Consider the following 19,737-nt stretch of genomic DNA (forward strand, 5'->3'; position numbering starts at 1 on the left):
GCGGCGTTCCGACGATGAGGCCATGTCATTCAACATCAAAGTTGACTGATCCGCCGCCATCGCGAGCAAGCTCGCTCCCACAGGTTGCGTGGTGTCACTGACCGTGAACCCTCGCCACAGCGCCGCGCCAACTGTACCCTGTCGAGGTTTTTTCCTACGACGACTGTGAACCCGCCGAATGCAAAACCTGACCCTTTTCGTACTGCGCATCCTCGAATTGATGAAGCGCTACCCTGGGGTCATCGCGCTCGGTGGTTTCATCTCCGGGGTGTGCAGTTTCATTCTGGTCGATCGCCAGCAAGGCCTGGCGAGCTGGATCACCACAATCATGCTGATCAGCTGGATCTGGTTGATGCTGGAAAACAGCCTGACCAAGCTGTTCACGCGCATATTCAAACGAGAAATCCCGGAGCCGTTGCTGCGTTACGCGACGCAGATGATCCATCAGGAAAGCCTGTTTTTTGTCCTGCCGTTCTTTTTCATCACCACAACGTGGAACAGCGGCCAGTTGGTGTTCACCGGGCTGTTGGGTATCGCGGCGCTGATTTCGATTATCGACCCGCTCTACTACAAATGGCTGGCGCCACGGCGCTGGGCGTTTCTGGCCCTGCACACCCTGACCTTGTTTGCCGCGCTGCTCACCGCGTTGCCGGTGATCATGCACCTGACGACCGCGCAAAGTTTCAAATGGGCGCTGGGTATCTCGGTACTGTTGTCGTTCCCGAGCCTGGCGTCGATCTTCCCGATTCGTACCGTACGCAGTGCGTTGGCGATTTTGAGTATCACCCTGGGCATCGGTTTCGTTGGTTGGGAACTGCGCTCGTGGGTGCCACCGGCGACGCTGTGGATGACCGATGTGGCCATCAGCACGCAAATGCAGGACCGTACGCCAGGCGCCAGCCTCGACGAAGTCAGCGCCGAGCAGATTCGCAATGGCGGGCTCTACGCGTACACCGCGATCAATGCCCCGCGTGGCCTGGATGAGCGGATTTATCACGTCTGGCAATTCAACGGTAAAGAGGTCGACCGTATTCCCCTGGATATCCGTGGCGGGCGCAAGGAAGGTTACCGGGCCTGGACCCACAAGCAGAATTTCACGGGCAATCCGGCCGGCAAATGGCAGGTCCGGGTGCTGACCGAAGATGGCCAGGTCATCGGTGTGCTGCGTTTCGAAGTCACGGACAGCACAGCGATCAAAGAAAAGTAGTCCGGTTCGTGCTATTACGTAGAGCTGCGTAATCACTGAACAAGCACGGAGCTTATGATCAGCAGCACGATGGCCGGCAACGCCAGATTAGATACGTCGCTTACCCCTGCGCGGTTGCGGGTGACGGGCGACTGGACGCTTGCCCATTACGCTGACCTCAAGCTGTTGAGCGAAAAACTCCACGGCCAGTACGACGCCAACACCCCCATCGACCTCAACGGACTGGGCGCCCTGGACACCGCCGGCGCCTCGCTGTTGGTCGAGTTGCTCGGCTCCGAGCGTCTGGGCCGCTCCGCCGAACATCCGGATTGCACGCTCTCCACCGCCGACCGGGCGTTGCTGCAAACCGTCTACTGTTCGTTGACCGATTTCTGTGTACCGATCAAGGAACCGGAAGTCAGCGTTGCCATTCAGTTGCTGACCCGCATTGGCCGCGCGGTGGACACCGTCTGGCAGGACACCCTGCAACTGCTGGGTTTCGTCGGCCTGATCATCGAAACCATCGCCCGCGGCCTGTTCCGGCCGAAACGCTGGCGCGTCACACCGATGATCGCGCACATCGAACAGACCGGCCTCGATGCCGCCCCAATCGTTGCTCTGCTGACCTTTCTGGTGGGTGCCGTCGTGGCATTTCTCGGGTCGACGGTGCTGGCGACTTTCGGTGCCACAGTCTTTACCGTGGACCTGGTGGGATTCGCCTTCCTGCGCGAATTCGGTGTGCTGCTGACCGCGATCCTGATGGCCGGGCGCACCGCCAGTGCGTTCACGGCGCAAATCGGTTCGATGAAAGCCAACGAAGAAATCGACGCCATTCGCACCCTGGGCCTCGACCCCGTGGAATTGCTGGTGGTGCCGCGGGTCCTGGCGTTGCTGATCGCCCTGCCGATGCTGACCTTCCTGGCGATGCTGTCGGGGATTATCGGCGGTGGCGTGGTCTGCGCCGTGGCGCTGGATATCTCTCCGGCGATGTTCATATCGCTGCTGCAAACCGACATCGGCGTTCAGCACTTTCTGGTGGGGATCGTCAAAGCGCCGGTTTTTGCCTTCCTCATCGCCGCGATTGGTTGCCTCGAAGGCTTCAAGGTCAGCGGCAGCGCCGAGTCCGTCGGTGCCCACACCACGTCGAGCGTGGTGCAGTCGATTTTCGTGGTGATCGTGATGGATGCGATAGCCGCGATGTTTTTCATGGAGATGGGTTGGTGAGTCGTATCCCCCGAGCGCCCTCCGAGGCGGTGATTGAGGTACGTGGGTTGTGCAACCGCTTTGGCCGCCAGAGCGTGCACGAGAACCTTGACCTGGACTTGTACAAAGGCGAGATCCTCGCCGTGGTCGGCGGCTCTGGCAGTGGCAAATCGGTGCTGCTGCGCAGCATTGTCGGGTTGCGCCAGCCCAGCGAAGGCGTGGTGAAAGTCTTTGGGAAAAACCTGCCGACCTTGTCCGAGCACGAGCGCTCGCTGGTGGAGCGACGCTTTGGTGTGCTGTTCCAGAAGGGCGCGCTGTTCTCTTCGCTGACGGTGACCGAGAACGTCGCCCTGCCGCTGATCGAACACGCCGGTTTGAGCCGCAACGACGCCGAGCACCTGGCGGCGGTGAAAATGGCCCTGGCCGGGTTACCGCTGTCGGCGGCGGAGAAGTACCCCTCATCGCTGTCCGGCGGCATGATCAAGCGTGCCGCACTGGCCCGGGCATTGGCCCTGGACCCGGACATCCTGTTTCTCGACGAACCCACCGCCGGTCTCGATCCGATTGGCGCCGCCGCGTTCGACCAGCTGATCCTGACCCTGCGCGATGCCCTGGGCCTGAGTGTCTTTCTGGTGACCCACGACCTCGACACGCTCTACACCATCACCGACCGGGTGGCGGTGCTGGCGCAGAAAAAAGTGCTGGTGGCGGACGCCATCGACAAGGTGTCGGAAACCGACGATGCGTGGATTCACGAATACTTCCATGGCCCTCGCGGCCGCGCGGCATTGACGGCCGCCCAACAGCTCAAAGAGGTCTGACATGGAAACCCGAGCCCATCATGTGTTGATCGGCCTGTTCACCGTGATTGTGGTGACGGCCGCACTGCTGTTCGGCCTGTGGCTGGCCAAGTCCAGTGTCGACACCGAGTTCAAGGACTACGAAGTCGTGTTCAACGAGGCGGTCAGCGGTTTGTCCAAGGGCAGTTCGGTGCAGTACAGCGGGATCAAGGTCGGCGACGTGATCTCGCTGCGCCTGGACCCCAAAGACCCGCGCCGGGTGCTGGCGCGAATTCGCCTGGCCGGCGATACCCCGGTCAAGGAAGACACCAATGCCAAGCTGGCCCTGACCGGTGTCACCGGGACCTCGATCATCCAGCTCAGCGGCGGTACGCCACAGAGCCCGACGCTCAAGGGCAAGGACGGCAACCTGCCGACCATCGTCGCATCGCCGTCGCCCATCGCCCGCCTGCTCAATGACAGCGAAGACCTGATGGCCGGGGTGAGCACGCTGATGCATAACGCCAACCTGATGTTCTCCACGGAAAACATCGAGCGCATCAGCAACACCCTGGAGCATCTGGAGCAAACCACCGGGACCATTGCCGAGCAGCGCGGCGATATCCGCCAGGCCATGCAGCAACTGGCCTCGGTCGGTAAACAGGCCAACAACATGCTGGAACAGACCACGGCGCTGATGCGCAATGCCAACGGGCTGCTCAACGAGCACGGCAAGGAGGCGCTGGGCAGCGCCGAGCAGGCGATGAAGTCGCTGCAGGAAAGCAGCGCCACCCTCAACAAATTGATAACCGCCAATCAGGACTCCCTCAACAGCGGCATGCAAGGCCTCAATGGCCTGGGCCCGGCCGTGCGCGAGATGCGCGAAACCCTGTCCTCGTTGCGCGTCATTACCAAACGTCTGGAGGCCAACCCCAGCGGTTACCTGCTGGGCAGTGAAAAGACCAAGGAATTCACGCCATGAAGCTGATTCGGATTGCCCTCCTCGCTGGCTTCACGCTGATCAGTTCGTGCTCGATCCTGCCCAAGCCCGAGCCCTTCGAAGTCTATCGATTGCCGTCGGCCCAGAGCGCATCGGCCAGTCACGGCATGCCGCAGCGCTGGTCGCTGCGCCTGAGCAAATTCCAGTCCAGCGAAGCGTTGAACAGTCCGAACATTGCAGTGATTACCCAGGGCGATGTGATCAGCCACTACAAGGGGGCGCGCTGGAGCGACCCGGCGCCGGTGCTGGTGCGCAATCGCCTGCTGGACGGTTTTCAGGATGACGGGCGGGTGCCGCTGTTGAGCACCGATGACAGCATTTTCCAGACCGATCTTGAATTGGGCGGCAGCCTGCAGGCGTTTCAGACTGAATACCAAGGTACGAATGCCAGCGCGGTCGTGCGTCTGGATGCGTTGCTGGTGCGCAGCTACGACCAGCGCATCCTCGCCAGCCGTCGCTTTGAAGTGCGCCAGCCACTCAGCGATGTGAAGGTCCCGGCGGTGGTGGCCGGGTTTGGTCAGGCGAACGATCAGTTGACCGCGCAGGTGGTGAACTGGGCGGTTGAGCAAGGACAGAGACTGGCCCCGCCACCTCGGCCATGAAGGCCTGCGCAATTCCTTTGTAGGAGCGAGCGTGCTCGCGAAAAACCTGAGAGCGCCGCGGGGCGTCAGGCTTCCAGCGTTATCGTTCACGACCATCGCGAGCAGGCTCGCTCCTACAGGGAGACGTCGTATCAGCGCAAAAACGCCCGATGCAGCTCTTCCAGCGTTTCAAAGTGATACGCCGGCGCTTCGGCGCTCAACTCTTCGTGGCTGCCGAACCCGTAACCCACCGCCGCCGCGTCCAGGCCATTGCTGCGTGCGCCGATCAGGTCGTGCTTGCGGTCGCCGATCATCAGGGTGTTGGCCGGGTCCAGGCCTTCTTCGGCCATCAGGTGTGCGATCAGCTCGATTTTGTTGGTCCGGGTACCATCCAGTTCGCTGCCGTAAATCACTTTGAAGTGCCTGGCAAAATCGAAATGCCGGGCGATCTCACGGGCGAACACCCACGGCTTCGAAGTGGCGATGTACAGCTGTCGCCCTTGTCCGACCAGGGTTTCCAGCAGTGGTGTGACGCCATCGAACACGCGGTTTTCGTAGAGGCCGGTGACCTTGAATCGCTCGCGGTAGAAATTCACCGCGTCCCAGGCGCGGGCTTCGTCGAAGTCGTAGAACTGCATGAACGCCTGCAACAGCGGAGGGCCAATGAAGTGTTCGAGTTTGGTCAGGTCCGGCTCATCGATACCCAGTTTGCTTAAAGCGAACTGGATAGAACGGGTGATGCCCTCGCGTGGGTCGGTCAGGGTGCCATCGAGGTCGAACAAAACGGTTTGGTAATGCATGTTGAATCCTGAATAAGGAGGCTGGGTCAAAGCTGGTCGTAGCCTTCGGCCAGATGCAGGTCCTTGAGCTTCACGTAGTTCGCCGCGCTGTAGGTGAAAAAGGCACGCTCCTTGTCAGTCAGCGGACGGATCTGCTTCACCGGGCTGCCCACATACAGGAAGCCGCTTTGCAGGTGCTTGCCCGGTGGCACCAGGCTGCCGGCACCGATGATCACATCATCGTCGACCACCGCGCCGTCCATGACGATGCTGCCCATGCCGATCAACACCCGGCTGCCCACCGAACAGCCATGCAGCATGACCTTGTGGGCGATGGTCACGTCATCGCCGATCAGCAACGGAAAGCCATCGGGGTTGAACGGCCCGGCGTGGGTGATGTGCAACACGCAGCCATCCTGCACGCTGGTGCGCGCGCCGATGCGTATGCGGTGCATGTCGCCACGGATCACCGTCAGCGGCCAGACCGAGCTGTCTTCGCCGATTTCAACGTCGCCTATCACCACCGCCGAGCGGTCGACAAAAGCGCTTTTGCCAAGCAGCGGCGTGTGGTTCTGATACTTGCGAAGGTTCACGATAGGGTTTCTCTCTGTCGCTGATAGCTGCGGTGAGTGCCGATTGTAATTAAGATGGCTGCATGTTTCTCCAGCCAAGGTATCAACCGTGAGCGTGAACAACCCTCTTTTGCAGTCCTACGACCTGCCGCCGTTCTCCGCCATCCGCGCCGAACACGTACAACCGGCCATTGAACAGATCCTGGCTGACAACCGTGCCGCCATCGTCGAGATCCTCAAGACCCAGGCCAAACAGCCAACATGGGCTGGCCTGGTGCTGGCGATGGATGAACTCAACGACCGCCTGGGCGCCGCCTGGAGCCCGGTCAGTCACCTCAACGCCGTGTGCAACAGCACCGAACTGCGTGAAGCCTACGAGTCGTGCCTGCCGGCGTTGAGCGCCTATGCCACCGAATTGGGCCAGAACCGCGAACTGTTCCAGGCCTTCGAAGCCCTGGCCAGCAGCCCGCAAGCCGCCGGTTTCGACGTGGCGCAGAAAACTATCCTGGAACACTCCCTGCGTGACTTCCGTCTGTCGGGTATCGACCTGCCGGAAGCCGAACAGAAGCGTTACGCCGAAGTGCAGAGCAAGCTGTCCGAGCTGGGCAGCCGTTTCTCCAACCAGTTGCTCGACGCCACGCAGGCGTGGACCAAGCACATCACCGATGAAGCCGCCCTCGCCGGCCTGACCGATTCGGCCAAGGCGCAAATGGCCGCCGCAGCTCAGGCCAAGGATCTGGACGGCTGGTTGATCACCCTGGAATTCCCGAGCTATTACGCGGTGATGACCTACGCCCAGGACCGCGCACTGCGTGAAGAGGTCTATGCCGCGTACTGCACCCGTGCGTCGGACCAGGGGCCGAATGCCGGCCAGAACGACAACGGTCCGGTCATGGAAGAGATCCTCGACTTGCGTCAGGAACTGGCAAAACTCTTGGGGTTCAGCAATTTCTCCGAGCTGAGCCTGGCGACCAAAATGGCCGAATCCAGCGATCAGGTGCTGAGTTTCCTGCGCGACCTGGCCAAGCGCAGCAAGCCATTCGCCACTCAGGACCTGGAACAGCTCAAGGCCTATGCAGCCGAGCAAGGCTGCCCGGATCTGCAAAGCTGGGACAGCGGTTTCTACGGCGAAAAACTCCGTGAACAGCGTTACAGCGTTGCCCAGGAAGCCCTGCGCGCCTACTTCCCGATCGACAAGGTGCTCAGCGGCCTGTTCGCCATCGTCCAGCGTCTGTACGGCATCGAGATTGCCGAGCTCAAAGGTTTCGACACCTGGCACCCGGATGTCCGTCTGTTTGAAATCAAGGAAAACGGCCAGCATGTCGGCCGCTTTTTCTTCGACCTCTACGCCCGCGCCAACAAGCGCGGTGGTGCCTGGATGGATGGCGCCCGCGACCGTCGCCGCACCGCCGGCGGTGTACTGCAAAGTCCGGTGGCCAACCTGGTGTGCAACTTCACCCCGGCCGACAGCGGCAAGCCTGCGCTGCTGACCCACGACGAAGTCACCACCCTGTTCCACGAGTTCGGTCACGGCTTGCATCACCTGCTGACCCGCGTCGAGCATGCTGGCGCGTCCGGCATCAACGGTGTGGCCTGGGATGCGGTCGAACTGCCAAGTCAGTTCATGGAAAACTGGTGCTGGGAGCCTGAAGGTCTGGCGCTGATTTCCGGTCACTATGAATCCGGCGAACCACTGCCTCAGGACCTGCTCGGGAAAATGCTCGCGGCGAAAAACTTCCAGTCTGGCCTGATGATGGTCCGCCAACTGGAATTCTCGCTGTTCGACTTCGAACTGCACGCCACCCACGGCGATGGTCGCAGTGTGCTGCAAGTGCTCGAAGGCGTGCGCGACGAGGTTTCGGTCATGCGTCCGCCGGCCTACAACCGCTTCCCCAACAGCTTTGCGCACATCTTCGCCGGCGGTTATGCCGCGGGTTACTACAGCTACAAATGGGCTGAAGTGCTGTCGGCCGATGCGTTCTCGAAGTTTGAAGAAGAAGGCGTGCTCAACGCCGACACCGGTCGTGCGTTCCGCGAAGCGATCCTGGCGCGTGGCGGTTCCCAGGAACCGATGGTGCTGTTCGTCGACTTCCGTGGCCGTGAGCCATCGATTGACGCACTCTTGCGCCACAGCGGCCTGAGTGAGGACGCAGCAGCATGAGTGAGGGACCTGTGATTACGAAAAAACGCTTTATCGCCGGGGCGGTCTGCCCGGCATGCAGCGAGCCGGACAAGTTGATGATGTGGAACGAAGACCAGGTCCCGCACCGAGAGTGCGTGGCCTGCGGTTACTCCGACACACTCAATGAACAAGGGCTGTCGGTGCCCAGGGAGCTAGGTACGCGGGTCAATGCGACTGCGCCGAAGCCAGCGGACACCAAGGTTCAGGCGGTTCAGTTCTTCCCGAACCCGAAACTGAAGAAAAAGCCTGACGAACAGCACTGAGTGAAAAAAAGCCTCCGTTGCGCAATGCAACGGGGGCTTTTTATTCGACATGAGCGGACTTGAACCAGCTCTTCATCGAGCACGCGGCGAACGGACTGGTGCTGCAATCGCCATTGGCCAGGGCCGTGCGCAGTTTTTCCACGTCGGCCTGCATCATGTAGCGAATTCCGTCCTTGAAATGGGTGCTGTCGCCAAAGCCGCCCTGGGTCATTTCGTTAAGGGCCTCTTCCTTGGTCCAGCCCTGGATGACAACCCGGTACATGGCCGCCATCAGGCCAGTACGGTCGGAACCGTGTTTGCAATGCATCAGTACCGGGCCTTTGGCTTCTGCAGACTTGATGGCGCGCAAGGCCTTGAGCACATCGGCGTCATCCACATGGTTGGTGCGATAAGGCAGCTGTACTTGAGTGATGCCCGGCGTGGACAACCAACTGGAGTCCGCTTCCGGCAGGAAGTTGATCACCGTTCCGACCTGGAGCTTCTCCAGCAGTGGCACCGCCCCTTTGTCCGGCAAGGCGCTGCGATAGAGGGTTGGCGACATTTGAAAGAGGTTGTATTGCTTCTCGATCGGTTGAGCCCAGTCTGCCGGACGGTGCATCGTGCTGTCGTCAGCAAATGTCGGTGTCAGGTTAACGAGTGCGACCAGCGACAGGCATATTGCAGATAAAAATCGTGATAGAGGCATGCTTGAGCGACCGTTCAGAAAGGGACGGGAAGATGCTGACAAGGATCAGCCATGCGCGGTCAAAGGCCTGTGAGCGGACCGTCAAAGAATCGTGAAGTCCCTGCCTGGAAGTCGCTACGCCTGACCGAACCTACAGTTCCAACTTGATGAATGCCTTGAGCAATGCCTCCAGGGCCGTCCCGTACTCATAAACCTTTCCAGTCTGAGGGTTACGACGCGCGCCTTGAAACCGGGCGCCGGAATCCAGAGACTCGGTTTCGAGAACATCGTAGCTGTAGAATTTTTGATCATCTTCATCAAGCTCCAATATCTCGACGCCTATTCGAAACTCGGGCGGGTCAGCGGGAAGGCGATAGAGATAGCTTGCGAATTCAGAAGTTATTATTGTTTGATGATAATAGGCGAGCGCGAGATCTGTCACGATGCCGATATCTTTTTCGTCAATGTTACTGTCTGAATTAACATTGATGTCAGACCAAGGGTCAAAGTCCAGCTTTACTGTTTTTCCGTCATCGTTTATATGGAGTGTTAGAGTTGGTGCGTGGGTGAGGGTATCGCGGTTTGGTTGATTTGTTGCGTCGGAATAGTTGTTTTGTCTTACTAGTTTTATAATTATTTGTACATCGTTTGATGTTTCTATTCGTTGCAAGAAAGCGCCTGTTTTGGTGAATATTGGCATTTTATCCTCGCGATTTTCTTGAATGCATGCGGTCGTCCACATGCATCCGAAACGACTCTTTGACAGCCGGTATCAACGGTCAGGAATCAAGGGTTGACGATGCTGGCGTAGGCCTTGGCCAGCGCCTGCAGCTTGGCTTTGTCCGATGCGCCAATGACGCCGTCTCCGTCTACATCCTTTCCGACAGTCCTGATACTGAAAGAATCACCCAGGTCTGTAGAAGTGGCCGTGAAAAAAACCGAGTCGACCAGTTTTTCAACTTGTTGTTCATTTTCCGCATCCCAACTTGATTCCTTGCGAGCAAGTTGCAACGAAACAAGTGTATCGGGCTCCGAAGGGCTTGGTTGCATAAGTTGCAGGAAGATGCCGCGCTGATTGAAGAAAGACATTAATAAATCCTTTTATTTGTTTGCTGTTGAGGGTGTTGCTTGTTGGGTTGAATATACGGGCGGGTATTGGATCCAGCCACTGACTATATGTTTCCTTAGTTTTCCCTTCGTTTATTGGACAAGTAAGTTCATGACAACAGCCCAATTGTCAAATGAAGGGCTGAGCGGTACTGGTCGCCAGGTGCGACGTCGGTTACTGTATTGATATACAGGTACAGGAATACGCCGATGATTGGCTCTCTGCCCCCCCGTGGCCGCGGCACCGCGACCAACCCGCACAACCGCTTCGCCCCCAGCCATTCGGTGGCAGAGGACGACGGCTGGTACCAGGAAGTACCCCTCACCCAAGGCACCGAGGTGCGCATTGAAACGGCGAAAACCATCATTACCCGTAACACATCGCCGGATTTGCCCTTCGACCGTTCGATCAATCCCTATCGCGGCTGCGAGCACGGCTGTATTTATTGCTATGCACGCCCCAGTCACGCCTATTGGGACATGTCACCAGGGCTGGATTTCGAAACAAAACTGATCGCCAAGACCAACGCCACGGATGTGCTGGAGGAGCAGCTGTCCAAGCGTGGCTATCAATGTGCACCGATCAACCTCGGTTCTAACACCGATCCGTATCAGCCGATCGAGCGTGAATACAAGATCACCCGGCAAACCCTCGAGGTACTCCTGCGATACCGGCACCCGGTGACAATCGTCACCAAGGGCTCGCTGATTCTTCGCGACCTGGACCTGTTGACCGAGCTTGCCAGCCAAAGACTGGTGGCGGTAATGATCAGCCTGACCACCCTGGACGACGAACTCAAGCGCATCCTCGAACCACGCGCTGCAGCGCCCAAGGCCCGGTTGCGGGCGATCAGGGTCATGCGCGATGCAGGCATTCCGGTGGGTGTGCTGTGTTCACCGATGATTCCGATGATCAACGACAGTGAGCTCGAAAGCCTGCTCACCGAGGCCCATGTAGCCGGGGCGCAAAGCGCTGCTTACATGATGTTGCGCCTGCCGCTGGAAGTGGCGCCGCTGTTCGAAGAATGGCTGGGCGCCCACTATCCGCAACGGGCGGCGCATGTGCTGAGCCTGATTCGCCAGAGCCGTGGCGGTGAGCTCTACGACAGCCGCTTTGGCGCTCGAATGCGTGGCGAAGGCCCCTTCGCCGACCTGCTGGCGCAGCGCTTTGCCAAAACCATCAAGCGCCTGGGGCTCAATCGACGGGAAGGCTTTAACCTGGATTGCGACGCCTTTTGTCCGCCGGGTCGCCAGATGTCGTTGATTTGAGGACAATTGGCCTATGGTTGAGTACTGAGGAGCGCGCTCACGCATTAGGCTGGTCACGTTTTTTGTGACCTGGAACACACGTCCTAGAGCGTTTCATTCAGTTTCAATTAAGATTCAACCGCTAACTTGTTCATCGAGTGACTGATGGGTCGAGCTGTTTGACCTGGATGTTTTTCAACCAGCCACTGGCTTCACACCGGACAACACGGGATGGCTCCCTGAGCCCGTCAATGAGGATGAATCATGAGTGATAAGGATAAACAGCCGTTGGCTGCATCGGCTTCGCCCGAACCCGAGGCGGAAACCGCCGATGCAGCGTTGCAGCATATCGTTGACGGCTTTTTGCATTTTCATCATGAGATCTTTCCGCAACAGGAAGAACTCTTCAAAAAACTCGCCACCGCCCAACGGCCGCGAGCCATGTTCATCGCGTGCGCCGATTCGCGCATTGTTCCTGAACTGATCACCCAAAGCGCCCCCGGCGACCTGTTCGTCACGCGTAACGTCGGCAACGTCGTACCACCTTACGGGCAAATGAACGGTGGTGTTTCCACGGCAATCGAGTACGCCGTGCTGGCCCTCGGTGTGCACCACATCATCATCTGCGGGCACTCCGACTGCGGCGCGATGCGCGCGGTACTCAACCCCCAGAGCCTGGAAAAAATGCCCACGGTCAAAGCCTGGCTGCGTCATGCCGAAGTGGCCAAGACCATGGTGCAGGAGAATTGCAACTGCTCTAGCGAAAGCGAAAGCATGCACATCCTCACCGAAGAGAATGTCATCGCCCAATTGCAGCATTTACGCACTCACCCGTCGGTGGCCTCGCGCATGGCCAACGGTCAGTTGTTTATCCACGGCTGGGTCTACAACATCGAAACCAGCGAAATCAAAGCCTACGACGCCGATAAAGGCTGTTTCCTGCCGCTCAATGGCAGCCTGCCAATTCCCGTGGCGACGCCCAAAGCGCGCTTCTAAATCCCCCTAAATCGTTGTGTGGTTCAGCCGAGGCTGCCGTTCAGGCAGCCTGGCCTTGCCATGCCTGAAGAAAACTTCGGGAGACTCACCATGCGTGCTGCTCGACTCAAAGCTGTTCTGCCACGGGAGCTGCTGGCTTCGGTGGTTGTGTTTCTGGTCGCCCTGCCCCTGTGCATGGGCATTGCGATTGCCTCGGGACTGCCCCCGGCCAAAGGTCTGATCACCGGCATCATCGGTGGTCTGGTAGTCGGTTGGTTGGCCGGCTCACCGTTGCAAGTCAGCGGCCCGGCGGCGGGCCTGGCGGTTCTGGTATTCGAACTGGTCCGCCAACACGGCATCGCCATGCTCGGGCCCATTCTGGTGCTGGCGGGTTTGCTGCAACTGTTGGCCGGTCGCTTGAAGCTGGGCTGCTGGTTTCGGGTGACGGCGCCGGCGGTGGTGTACGGCATGCTTGCCGGAATCGGTGTGTTGATCGTCCTGTCACAGGTACACGTGATGCTCGATGCGGCGCCAAAACCCTCAGGGCTGGATAACCTCGCGAGCTTCCCGGCCGCAGTAGCCCAGGCCTTGCCATCCGTTGGCTGGCAGGCCGGTCTGCTCGGGTTATCGACCATCGCCGTGATGTGGCTATGGGAAAAACTGCGCCCGCATTCCCTGCGTTTTATTCCGGGCGCCTTGCTCGGCGTGGGTCTTGCCACTACCGCCAGTCTGCTCATGTCGTTGCAGGTCAAGCGGGTGGAAGTGCCGGCCAATCTGGCTGAAGCCATTGATTGGCTGCGACCGGCAGATTTGCTCAATCTGGCAGACCCTGCCCTGCTCATCGCCGCCTTTGCAGTGGCCTTCATCGCCAGCGCCGAAACCCTGCTCTCGGCTGCCGCAGTAGACCGGATGCACAGCGGCCAGCGCTCGGACTTCGATCGGGAACTGTCGGCGCAAGGTGTCGGCAACATGCTCTGCGGCCTACTCGGCGCACTGCCGATGACGGGCGTGATCGTGCGCAGCTCGGCTAATGTCCAGGCAGGCGCCACTACCCGTTACTCGACGATTTTCCACGGACTGTGGCTGCTGGTGTTCGTGTTGTTGCTGTCCAGTGTCCTGCAAAGCATTCCGGTGGCGAGCCTGGCGGGCGTGCTGGTGTACACCGGTTTCAAACTGGTGGACCTCAAGGTCTTTCGTGGCTTGGGCCGGTATGGCCGGGCGCCGATGTTCACTTACGCGGCAACTGCGCTGGCCATCGTTTTCACGGACCTGCTGACCGGCGTGTTGATTGGCTTCGGCCTGACGCTGGTGAAACTGGCGCTGAAAGCTTCGCGATTGAAAATCAGCCTGATCGACCTGCCTCAGAAAGGGCAAATGGAATTGCGCTTGGTGGGCGCGGCGACCTTCCTCAAAGTGCCGGCGCTGACCCAGGTACTGGGCAGCATTGCGCCGGGCACTACGGTGCATGTGCCACTCAACAATTTGAGCTACATCGATCACTCCTGTCTGGAGCTGCTGGAGGAGTGGGGTCGGGCGAATGCGGCCAAGGGTTCGAAGCTGCTGATTGAAGCGCGGGGATTGAAGCGCAGGCTCGAGGGGCGGGTGCGCACGAATACAGGTATAGGTGCGGCCGGCTGAGGTACCTGTGCGGGAGCGGGCTTGCTCGCGAAAGCGGCGTGTCAGTCGACATCAACGTTGAATGATTGACCGTATTCGCGAGCAAGCCCGCTCCCACAGGTTTCAGGGATCAAGCCGCCGGCTGATCCAGCTCCAGGCCTACGCCCAAACGGCGGGACATGCACGGCCAGCGTTTCCATGCGGCACCGGTGTCCGGGCTGCTGAGCTTGTCGCGGTAGGTTTCCACCGACTCCAGCGCAAAACTCTCTTCGTTGAGCATTTCGTCGATGGCGTGATGCACCGCTTCGTCCAGTTGGTTGGCGAACGACTCACCGATCAATTGGTGAGCAATCAGGTTGGCGACAGTCATGTCCAATGGGATCAGTGGCTGGCCAAAATGCTTGATGTACAGGTCGTTGACCTCTTCGACAAACCGGTGCGCCAGATAGGCTTCATCCAGCAGGCTGTCGAGCCCGACATGGCCGGCCATGATGGCTGGCGGCTGGAGAAAGTACTGTTCGGCGATTTTCAGCACCGGTTTGATCTGTGACTCAATGCCCGCTTCCCTGGCGACTTCATTGGCTGCATCCAGCAGATCGGGCACTTCTTCGATGTAGGCGGCGACAAAACGCGTCAGCACGCCATTGGCGTCCGCTTCCGGCAGTTGGATCGCCGGGTGTAGGTGAGGCAGTTTACTTTCCAGCTGACGCGTCAGCAGGCCGGTCTCGGCTTCGTGTTGTTGGGCTTTTTGGATCTGCTCGCGCAATGCGGCGGTGTTCATGAAAACTCCAGGAAACAAGGCAATGAAATAGGGAAGACATAACTTAGCTGGCTTACGAAAAATGCTAAGACGCATTTGTCATAATTATTTCATCCTTGAGACGGTCCCGTTATATCGATTGGCCACCACTCGTCTGCATCCTTCTCCATTCGTGCCCTGCAAAGCAAGTTAATGCTGTTTCAGATGATTTACGCCTTCGCGTTGCGAGGTCAGAGGTGCTGTCTATACTCGGGTTGGAATGGAGTTAGCTGATGACGCCCGACTGCATATGCAGCAAGGCACGGCGATTCAAGTTCGTAGTCTGATGCAGCCGCTCCCTTGCCGCAGGTGAAAGCCGGCGGGATAACAAGAACGATAAGGGGAACCCGCAATGATGCGACATCCACATGTCTGGATGGGCCTCCTGTTGTGGTCGATTTTCAGTCAGGCGCAAGCGGCCTGGACTGTGAATATGGCGCCTGGAGCGACTGAAATCAGTCACGCAGTATTCGACCTGCACATGACCATTTTCTGGATCTGTGTGGTGATCGGCATCATCGTTTTTGGTGCCATGTTCTGGTCGATGATTCTCCACCGCCGCTCGACCGGGCAGGTGGCTGCCAAATTTCATGAAAGCACCACTGTCGAAATCCTCTGGACCATCGTGCCCTTCCTGATCCTGGTGGCCATGGCGGTTCCCGCTACCGCGACCCTGATCAAGATGTACGACGCCAGTGAGCCGGAAATCGATATCCAGATCACTGGCTACCAGTGGAAGTGGCACTACAAATACCTGGGCCAGGACGTCGAATTCTTCAGCAACCTGACCACCCCTCAAGATCAAATCCACAACAAGGAAGCCAAGGGCGAGCACTATCTGCTCGAAGTCGACAAGCCATTGGTGCTTCCGGTCGGCACCAAAGTGCGCTTTCTGGTGACCTCCGCCGACGTGATCCACTCTTGGTGGGTGCCGGCTTTCGCGGTCAAGCGCGACGCGATTCCCGGGTTCGTCAACGAAGCCTGGACCCGCATCGACAAGCCCGGCATCTACCGTGGCCAGTGCGCCGAGTTGTGCGGCAAGGATCACGGCTTCATGCCGACGGTGGTCGAGGTCAAGGAAAAGGCCGATTACGAAAAATGGCTGGCCGATCGCAAGGTCGAGGCCGCACAGCTCAAAGAGCTGACCAGCAAGGAATGGACGCTCGACGAGCTCAAGGATCGCGGCGACAAGATCTATCACACCACCTGCGTGGCCTGTCACCAGGCCGAAGGCCAGGGCCTGCCGCCGATGTTCCCGGCACTCAAGGGTTCGAAAATCGCCACCGGGCCGAAAGAGGCTCACCTGAGCATTGTCTTCCACGGCAAGCCTGGCACCGCGATGGCGGCGTTCGGCAAGCAACTCTCGGAAGTCGATATCGCGGCGGTCGTGACCTATGAACGTAATGCCTGGGGCAACAACAAAGGCGACATGGTCACGCCTAAAGAAGTGCTGGAGCTGAAACAGGCGGAAAGCAAATGACCCGGTCTATTGCGCACGTACGGAACCGGTCGGGGCTATGCACCCCGGCCTGCCCAGCCCATCTGTTTGCAGGAGACAGGACATGACTGCTGTAATCGATGAACATGTTCATACCGCCACCGACCACGCCCACGGCCCCGCCAAAGGCTTGATGCGCTGGGTGCTGACCACCAACCACAAGGACATTGGCACGCTGTACCTGTGGTTTGCATTCTCGATGTTCCTGCTTGGCGGCTCGTTCGCGATGGTGATTCGCGCCGAGCTGTTCCAGCCGGGGCTGCAAATCGTCCAGCCGGAATTCTTCAACCAGATGACCACCATGCACGGCTTGGTAATGGTCTTCGGTGCGGTAATGCCGGCCTTCGTCGGCCTCGCCAACTGGATGATCCCGCTGATGATTGGCGCGCCGGACATGGCCCTGCCGCGGATGAACAACTTCAGCTTCTGGCTGTTGCCGGCAGCGTTCCTGCTGCTGGTTTCGACCCTGTTCACCTCCGGCGGCGGGCCGAACTTCGGCTGGACCTTCTATGCACCGCTGTCGACGACCTACGCGCCGGAAAGCGTGACCTTCTTCATCTTCGCCATTCACTTGATGGGGATCAGTTCGATCATGGGGGCGATCAACGTGATCGCCACCATCCTCAACCTGCGCGCCCCCGGCATGACGTTGATGAAAATGCCGTTGTTCGTCTGGACCTGGCTGATCACCGCGTTCCTGCTGATCGCGGTGATGCCGGTACTGGCGGGCTGCGTGACCATGATGCTGATGGACATCCACTTCGGCACCAGCTTCTTCAGTGCCGCCGGTGGCGGTGACCCGGTGCTGTTCCAGCATGTGTTCTGGTTCTTCGGCCACCCCGAGGTGTACATCATGATCCTGCCGGCGTTCGGTGCCGTCAGCTCGATCATTCCGGCCTTTTCGCGCAAGCCATTGTTCGGCTACACATCGATGGTCTACGCCACGGCGAGTATCGCGTTCCTGTCGTTCATCGTCTGGGCGCACCACATGTTCGTGGTCGGCATTCCGCTGGTGGGCGAGCTGTTCTTCATGTACGCCACGCTGCTGATCGCGGTGCCAACGGGCGTGAAGGTGTTCAACTGGGCCAGCACCATGTGGCAAGGCTCGCTGACCTTCGAAACGCCGATGCTGTTCGCCGTGGCGTTCGTGATCCTGTTCTCCATCGGCGGGTTCTCCGGGTTGATGCTGGCCATCGCCCCGGCGGATTTCCAGTACCAGGACACCTACTTCGTGGTCGCGCACTTCCACTATGTACTGGTGCCGGGGGCGATCTTCGGGATCTTCGCCTCGGCCTACTACTGGCTGCCGAAATGGACCGGCCACATGTACGACGAAACCCTCGGCAAGCTGCATTTCTGGCTGTCGTTCATCGGCATGAACATGGCCTTCTTCCCGATGCACTTCGTGGGACTGGCGGGCATGCCGCGGCGAATTCCGGACTACAACCTGCAATTCGCCGACTTCAACATGGTGTCGTCGATTGGTGCATTCATGTTCGGCGCCACGCAGATCTTCTTCCTGTTCATCGTGATCAAGACCATTCGCGGCGGTCCGCCAGCACCGGCCAAACCGTGGGACGGGGCTGAAGGCCTGGAGTGGAGTATTCCGTCGCCGGCGCCGTATCACACCTTCACCACGCCGCCGGAAGTGAAATGACTGTAGGAGCGAGCTTGCTCGCGATGGTCGTGAACGATAACGCTGGAAGCCTGACGCCCCGCGGCGCTCTCAGGTTTTTCGCGAGCAAGCTCGCTCCTACAGGGGTTGGTGTGGAGGTTCGAAATCATGGCTGATTCGATTTCGTTGAAGAAACTGGTCACCCGCCTGTTGTTGGTGGTGGTGGCGATGTTTGTCTTCGGGTTTGCCCTGGTGCCGATCTACGACGTGATGTGCAAGGCCTTCGGCATCAATGGCAAGACCGCCGGGCAGTACGAGGGTGAGCAGACGGTCGATACCTCGCGGCAGGTGCGCGTGCAGTTTCTTTCGACCAATTCCGCCGACATGCCGTGGGATTTCTACCCCAAGGGCGAGGAATTGACGGCCAACCCAGGGGCAGTGAACGAGATGATCTACATTGCGCATAACCCCACCGACCGCCCTATGAGCGCCCAGGCAGTGCCGAGCATCGCGCCCAGCGCGGCGGCGGCGTACTTCCACAAGACCGAATGTTTCTGCTTTACCCAGCAAGTGCTGCAGCCCGGTCAACGGATCGAGATGCCGGTACGTTTCATCGTTGACCGTGACATGCCCAAGGATGTGAAGCACCTGACGCTGTCTTACACGCTGTTCGATATCACCGCCCGACATCCACCGGTAGCTGTAAACACTGGCGGCTGAGCGTGCCCGATAAGGAGAACAATAAATGGCAACTCATGAACATTATTACGTTCCCGCCCAGAGCAAATGGCCGATCATCGCCACGCTCGGCATGGTCACCACCGTGTACGGCCTGGCTACCTGGTTCAACGATCTGAAAGCGGCGCGCCCGGAATCCCACGGGCCGCTGATCTTTTTCGTCGGCGGGCTGCTGCTGGCCTACATGCTGTTCGGCTGGTTCGGCACTGTGATCAAGGAAAGTCGCGGCGGTTTGTACAGCCCGCAAATGGATCGCTCGTTTCGCTGGGGCATGAGTTGGTTCATTTTCTCGGAGGTGATGTTCTTCATCGCCTTCTTCGGTGCACTTTTTTATGTGCGTAACATCTCCGGCCCGGCCCTCGGCGGTGACGGCGCCAAGGGCATCGCGCACATGCTGTGGCCGAACTTCCAGTTCACCTGGCCGCTGCTGAACAACCCCGACTCGAAACTGTTCCCGCCACCCAAGGAGGTCATCAGCCCCTGGGGTCTGCCGCTGCTCAACACCGTGTTGCTGGTGAGCTCCAGCGTGACCGTGACCATCGCCCACCATGCTTTGAAAAAGGGCCATCGCGGCGCACTGAAATTGTGGTTGGCGATCACCGTGTTGCTGGGCTGCGGGTTCCTCACTTTCCAGGCTGAAGAGTACATGCACGCTTACCGCGAACTGGGCCTGACCCTGGGTTCGGGCATCTACGGCGCGACGTTCTTCATGCTCACCGGGTTCCACGGTGCCCACGTGACCATCGGCACCATCATCTTGTTCGTGATGCTGATGCGGATCATGCGCGGGCACTTCGACGGCGATCACCAGTTCGGCTTCGAAGCGGCGAGCTGGTACTGGCACTTCGTGGATGTGGTGTGGATCGGACTGTTCGTTTTCGTCTACGTACTGTAGGAGCGAGCTTGCTCGCGAAGGTGTGTCAGTCGAAAT

20 protein-coding genes and 2 pseudogenes are annotated in these 19,737 nt (G+C 59.2%); 15 read left to right on the forward strand and 7 right to left on the reverse strand.

The window, feature by feature from the left end; genetic code table 11:
* The first annotated feature begins 178 nt into the window (after positions 1 to 178).
* The 5 genes from ACEN8Z_RS02940 to ACEN8Z_RS02960 are packed head-to-tail and all read left to right on the forward strand — an operon-like array spanning position 179 to position 4,770.
* The gene (locus ACEN8Z_RS02940) at positions 179 to 1,207 is read left to right on the forward strand and encodes a DUF5924 family protein (protein ID WP_495596718.1); all 1,029 of its coding nucleotides are present in this window, start codon (positions 179 to 181) and stop codon (positions 1,205 to 1,207) included.
* A 54-nt stretch (positions 1,208 to 1,261) separates the two neighbouring features.
* Entirely contained in the window at positions 1,262 to 2,410 is a 1,149-nt protein-coding gene (locus tag ACEN8Z_RS02945; protein WP_495596719.1) for an ABC transporter permease, read from the forward strand.
* Positions 2,407 to 3,210 (forward strand): ABC transporter ATP-binding protein, encoded by an 804-nt coding sequence (locus ACEN8Z_RS02950; protein WP_008002262.1) that lies wholly within the window; start codon positions 2,407 to 2,409, stop codon positions 3,208 to 3,210. Before ACEN8Z_RS02945 ends, ACEN8Z_RS02950 begins: the two co-directional genes overlap by 4 nt.
* 1 nt (position 3,211) lies before the next feature.
* Positions 3,212 to 4,150 carry an MlaD family protein gene (locus ACEN8Z_RS02955; RefSeq protein ID WP_007992180.1) on the forward strand — a complete coding sequence of 313 codons (939 nt, stop codon included), beginning with the start codon at positions 3,212 to 3,214 and terminating at the stop codon, positions 4,148 to 4,150.
* On the forward strand, positions 4,147 to 4,770 hold the full coding sequence (locus ACEN8Z_RS02960) for an ABC-type transport auxiliary lipoprotein family protein (protein ID WP_495596720.1): 624 nt from the start codon (positions 4,147 to 4,149) through the stop codon (positions 4,768 to 4,770). The genes ACEN8Z_RS02955 and ACEN8Z_RS02960 overlap by 4 nt, the downstream gene beginning before the upstream one ends.
* An 18-nt stretch (positions 4,771 to 4,788) precedes the next feature.
* Here ACEN8Z_RS02960 and ACEN8Z_RS02965 read toward each other — a convergent pair.
* The 3 genes and pseudogenes from ACEN8Z_RS02965 to ACEN8Z_RS02975 form a co-directional block, all read right to left on the reverse strand.
* A pseudogene (locus tag ACEN8Z_RS02965) lies at positions 4,789 to 4,866 on the reverse strand (outer membrane lipoprotein carrier protein LolA); the annotation flags it as partial.
* A 35-nt stretch (positions 4,867 to 4,901) separates the two neighbouring features.
* On the reverse strand, positions 4,902 to 5,549 hold the full coding sequence (locus tag ACEN8Z_RS02970; RefSeq protein WP_495596721.1) for an HAD family hydrolase: 648 nt from the start codon (positions 5,547 to 5,549) through the stop codon (positions 4,902 to 4,904).
* Between the two features lie 26 nt (positions 5,550 to 5,575).
* Positions 5,576 to 6,121 carry a gamma carbonic anhydrase family protein gene (locus ACEN8Z_RS02975; RefSeq protein ID WP_495596722.1) on the reverse strand — a complete coding sequence of 182 codons (546 nt, stop codon included), beginning with the start codon at positions 6,119 to 6,121 and terminating at the stop codon, positions 5,576 to 5,578.
* Positions 6,122 to 6,209: 88 nt separating this feature from the next.
* Between ACEN8Z_RS02975 and prlC the strand changes: the two genes are divergently transcribed.
* Positions 6,210 to 8,261, forward strand: a complete 2,052-nt coding sequence (gene prlC, locus ACEN8Z_RS02980) for an oligopeptidase A (RefSeq protein WP_495596723.1) — start codon at positions 6,210 to 6,212, stop codon at positions 8,259 to 8,261.
* The gene (locus ACEN8Z_RS02985) at positions 8,258 to 8,545 is read left to right on the forward strand and encodes a YheV family putative zinc ribbon protein (RefSeq protein WP_495596724.1); all 288 of its coding nucleotides are present in this window, start codon (positions 8,258 to 8,260) and stop codon (positions 8,543 to 8,545) included. Before prlC ends, ACEN8Z_RS02985 begins: the two co-directional genes overlap by 4 nt.
* 40 nt (positions 8,546 to 8,585) lie before the next feature.
* Here the strand turns inward: ACEN8Z_RS02985 and ACEN8Z_RS02990 are convergent, their stop codons facing one another.
* The 3 genes from ACEN8Z_RS02990 to ACEN8Z_RS03000 form a co-directional block, all read right to left on the reverse strand.
* Positions 8,586 to 9,230: a dual specificity protein phosphatase family protein gene (locus ACEN8Z_RS02990; protein ID WP_495596725.1), complete on the reverse strand. Its 645-nt coding sequence runs from the start codon at positions 9,228 to 9,230 to the stop codon at positions 8,586 to 8,588.
* 130 nt (positions 9,231 to 9,360) lie between these two features.
* Positions 9,361 to 9,909, reverse strand: a complete 549-nt coding sequence (locus ACEN8Z_RS02995; RefSeq protein ID WP_495596726.1) for a hypothetical protein — start codon at positions 9,907 to 9,909, stop codon at positions 9,361 to 9,363.
* Between the two features lie 86 nt (positions 9,910 to 9,995).
* Positions 9,996 to 10,298 (reverse strand): hypothetical protein, encoded by a 303-nt coding sequence (locus tag ACEN8Z_RS03000; protein WP_495596727.1) that lies wholly within the window; start codon positions 10,296 to 10,298, stop codon positions 9,996 to 9,998.
* Positions 10,299 to 10,526: 228 nt separating this feature from the next.
* Between ACEN8Z_RS03000 and ACEN8Z_RS03005 the strand changes: the two genes are divergently transcribed.
* The 3 genes from ACEN8Z_RS03005 (at position 10,527) to ACEN8Z_RS03015 (ending at position 14,177) form a co-directional block, all read left to right on the forward strand.
* Complete coding sequence (locus ACEN8Z_RS03005) at positions 10,527 to 11,585, forward strand: PA0069 family radical SAM protein (RefSeq protein WP_495596728.1); 1,059 nt, start codon at positions 10,527 to 10,529, stop codon at positions 11,583 to 11,585.
* A gap of 243 nt (positions 11,586 to 11,828) precedes the next feature.
* Positions 11,829 to 12,560, forward strand: a complete 732-nt coding sequence (locus ACEN8Z_RS03010; RefSeq protein WP_495596729.1) for a carbonic anhydrase — start codon at positions 11,829 to 11,831, stop codon at positions 12,558 to 12,560.
* 90 nt (positions 12,561 to 12,650) lie between these two features.
* A complete protein-coding gene (locus ACEN8Z_RS03015) occupies positions 12,651 to 14,177 on the forward strand; it encodes a SulP family inorganic anion transporter (RefSeq protein WP_495596730.1) in 1,527 nt (508 codons plus the stop codon).
* 109 nt (positions 14,178 to 14,286) lie between these two features.
* On the opposite strand, the gene ACEN8Z_RS03020 is transcribed toward ACEN8Z_RS03015, so the two are convergent.
* Positions 14,287 to 14,937: a hypothetical protein gene (locus tag ACEN8Z_RS03020; protein ID WP_008002236.1), complete on the reverse strand. Its 651-nt coding sequence runs from the start codon at positions 14,935 to 14,937 to the stop codon at positions 14,287 to 14,289.
* Between the two features lie 370 nt (positions 14,938 to 15,307).
* On the opposite strand from ACEN8Z_RS03020, the gene coxB reads away from it, so the two are divergent.
* From coxB to ACEN8Z_RS03045, 5 genes and pseudogenes are all read left to right on the forward strand, one after another.
* A complete protein-coding gene (coxB, locus tag ACEN8Z_RS03025; RefSeq protein ID WP_442098641.1) occupies positions 15,308 to 16,435 on the forward strand; it encodes a cytochrome c oxidase subunit II in 1,128 nt (375 codons plus the stop codon).
* Between the two features lie 82 nt (positions 16,436 to 16,517).
* Positions 16,518 to 18,110, forward strand: a complete 1,593-nt coding sequence (gene ctaD, locus ACEN8Z_RS03030; protein ID WP_008002232.1) for a cytochrome c oxidase subunit I — start codon at positions 16,518 to 16,520, stop codon at positions 18,108 to 18,110.
* A pseudogene (locus ACEN8Z_RS03035) lies at positions 18,107 to 18,211 on the forward strand (outer membrane lipoprotein carrier protein LolA); the annotation flags it as partial. The gene ctaD and the pseudogene ACEN8Z_RS03035, both read left to right, overlap by 4 nt.
* Positions 18,212 to 18,236: 25 nt before the next feature.
* Positions 18,237 to 18,788 (forward strand): cytochrome c oxidase assembly protein, encoded by a 552-nt coding sequence (locus ACEN8Z_RS03040; RefSeq protein ID WP_495596731.1) that lies wholly within the window; start codon positions 18,237 to 18,239, stop codon positions 18,786 to 18,788.
* Positions 18,789 to 18,813: 25 nt separating this feature from the next.
* Positions 18,814 to 19,701: a cytochrome c oxidase subunit 3 gene (locus tag ACEN8Z_RS03045; protein WP_008002228.1), complete on the forward strand. Its 888-nt coding sequence runs from the start codon at positions 18,814 to 18,816 to the stop codon at positions 19,699 to 19,701.
* The last annotated feature ends 36 nt before the right edge of the window (positions 19,702 to 19,737 follow it).

Source organism: Pseudomonas sp. Pseusp10, from assembly GCF_059492225.1.